The organism is Rhodovulum sp. PH10 (assembly GCF_000293785.1).
Lineage (GTDB): Bacteria > Pseudomonadota > Alphaproteobacteria > Rhizobiales > Xanthobacteraceae > Rhodoplanes.
The window spans coordinates 1-2,719 of record NZ_AKZI01000123.1 but is presented as its reverse complement, the minus strand read 5'-3'; the positions used below and the strand labels follow the sequence as shown (position 1 = coordinate 2,719).

Below are 2,719 nucleotides of genomic sequence, written 5' to 3'. Positions count from 1 at the left end.
GAGGGCTCTTATCCGGAGAACGGCCGCGGGCTCGCGATGAACGGCGCCGAGGTGGTGTACCGGGCCTCGCTGCCGGCGCCCTTCACCGAGAACGACTTCTTCGAGATCACCAACAGGGCGCGGGCGCTCGAGAACAACATGTACATCGTCGCCCCGAACATCGGCAGCTATCACCTCCATCCGGAGAGCAAGGTCGGCATCGACGCCGGCGGCGGCCAGTCGATGATCGTCGACTATCGCGGCCAGATCACCGGCAAGCAGCGCGACACCAACGGCTCGACCTTCGTGTCCGGGGTGATCGACATCGAGGCGCTGCGCCACCATCGCGAGAGCGCGCAGGTGACCAACTGGCTCAAGGACGTGCGCAGCGAGCTCGCCCAGATCATCTACGAGCAGCCGGTCTACCCGAAGAACATGTACATGGACAAAATCCCGGGCAAGCACGCCGAGTACAAGCGCGAGGTGATCGACAAGCAGGTCGCCTCGATGCAAGAGCGCGGCATCTGGAAGAAGCCGTCGCGGTGACGGAGCCGGCGGCGCGGTCTTCACCCTCTCCCCTCGTGGGAGAGGATGAAGAGGACCGGAGGTCCGAGCCGGCCACGGGGGATCTCCTCCTGCTCCGAGCCAGCGGACCGTCCCCTCACCCGCTCTCGCTTCGCGCGGGCACCCTCTCCCGCGAGGGGAGAGGGTCGCGCACCGGCACGCTGTTCATGTTCGAGTTCGAGCCAACGAAAGACCAACGATGACCGACCAGTACAAGTATCTCCTGCCCGACGACCGCATCCCGCGGGCCTGGTACAACATTCAGGCCGATCTGCCGGTGCCGCTGCCGCCGGGCCTCAATCCCGCGACCGGCAAGCCCTTGGCGCCCGACGACCTCGCGGCGATCTTCCCGATGGAATTGATCCGGCAGGAAGTCTCCACCGAGCGCGAGATCGAGATCCCCGAGCCGGTGCGCGAGATCTACAAGCTGTGGCGCCCCTCGCCGCTGCATCGCGCGGTCCGGCTCGAGCGGGCGCTCGATACGCCGGCGCGCATCTTCTACAAGTACGAGGGCGTCAGCCCCGCCGGCAGCCACAAGCCGAACACCGCGGTGGCGCAGGCCTTCTACAACCGCGAGGCCGGCATCAAGAAGCTGTCGACCGAGACCGGCGCCGGCCAGTGGGGCTGCTCGCTCGCCTTCGCGGGCTCGCTGTTCGGGCTCGAGGTCAAGGTCTACATGGTCAAGGTCTCCTACGCGCAGAAGCCGTACCGGCGGGCGCTGATGGAGACTTACGGCGCGACCTGCATCCCGAGCCCGTCGACCGAGACCGCCGCCGGCCGCGCCGTGCTGGCGGAGCACCCGGATTCGCCGGGCAGCCTCGGCATCGCGATCTCCGAGGCGGTCGAGGTCGCCGCCCAGAACGCCGACACCAATTACGCGCTCGGCTCGGTGCTGAACCATGTCGGGCTGCACCAGTCGGTGATCGGCCTCGAGGCGATCGAGCAGATGGAGATGGCCGGCTTCTGGCCGGACGTGGTGATCGCCTGCGCCGGCGGTGGTTCCAACTTCGCCGGCATCGCGTTCCCGTTCCTCGGCAAGAAGCTGCGCGAGGGCACCGACGTGCGGGTGGTGGCGGTGGAGCCGGCCGGCTGCCCGACGCTGACCCGCGGCACCTATGCCTACGACTTCGGCGACATCGCGCATCTCACGCCGCTGATGAAGATGCACACGCTCGGCTCGAGCTTCGTGCCGCCGGGTTTCCATGCCGGGGGCTTGCGCTATCACGGCATGGGGCCGCTGGTCAGCCACGCCAAGGAGCTCGGCCTGATCGAGGCGCGCGCGGTCTATCAGAACCCGTGTTTCGAGGCGGGGCTGATGTTCGCCCGCGCCGAGGGCATCGTGCCGGCGCCGGAATCGACCCACGCCGTGCGTGGCGCGATCGACGAGGCGCTCGCCGCCAAGGCCGAGGGCAAGCCGCGCACCATCCTGTTCAACCTGTCGGGCCACGGCCATTTCGACATGCAGGCCTATATGGACTACGCCGCCGGCAAGCTGCAGGACCTCGACTACGACGAGGCGGCGCTGGCGGAGTCGCTCGCCAAGCTGCCGGAGGTGGCGCCGGCCTGATCCTTTCCGGTGGTCGGCGGGCCCGCGGTCCGCCGCTCGTTCACGCTCTCTTCACCATGGCGGGTCGGCCGATTGCCGGCCCGCTTTTTTCGTGCCGCCCGTTCCCCGCCCGTTCCCCCGTCCGCGCGCGGAAAAAAGAGCCGAAAAATCTACCGCCGAACGGCGCCCCGGGCGCAGCCATGCCCACAGCGGCCGCGCGCCCTGCGCGCCGGGCACGCCAGCCCCGCGACATTCCCCTTGACGATCGGCGGGGCTCCGTGATGGATTTGTAACTAGGCGGTTACTTGGCCGGTCCGGTCGAGCGGGATCGCCGCTCCATTTCGTTTTTTCATCCGCGAGGCTCGCCAATGGCCACCAAGAAGCTCGGCATCATCATGCACGGCGTCACCGGACGCATGGGGCTCAATCAGCACCTGGTCCGTTCGATCGTCGCCATCCGCAGCCAGGGCGGCGTTCCGCTCGCCAATGGCGACCGGGTGATGCCCGACCCGATCCTGGTCGGGCGCAACGCCGAGAAGGTCGCCGCCCTCGGCCGGCAATACGGCATCGAGCGCACCACCTCCGATCTCGACGCCGCGCTGAAGAATCCCGACGACATCATCTTCTTCG

The 2,719-nt window shown here is 68.1% G+C and carries 3 protein-coding genes; all 3 read left to right on the top strand.

Features of this window, described 5'->3' with window-relative positions; translation table 11 throughout:
- On the top strand, positions 1–525 hold a 525-nt coding region (locus A33M_RS18230; protein ID WP_040621611.1), incomplete at its 5' end, for a nitrilase-related carbon-nitrogen hydrolase.
- Between the two features lie 217 nt (positions 526–742).
- Positions 743–2,110 carry a TrpB-like pyridoxal phosphate-dependent enzyme gene (locus tag A33M_RS18225; RefSeq protein WP_008390251.1) on the top strand — a complete coding sequence of 456 codons (1,368 nt, stop codon included), beginning with the start codon at positions 743–745 and terminating at the stop codon, positions 2,108–2,110.
- A 347-nt stretch (positions 2,111–2,457) separates the two neighbouring features.
- Positions 2,458–2,719: hypothetical protein (locus A33M_RS18220; protein ID WP_040621608.1), on the top strand; the 262-nt coding region annotated here is incomplete at its 3' end.

Bases quoted from the DNA above. Each gene is read 5' to 3' on its own strand.
- A33M_RS18225 (WP_008390251.1), top strand. From the start codon at position 743: ATGACCGACCAGTACAAGTATCTCCTGCCCGACGACCGCATCCCGCGG.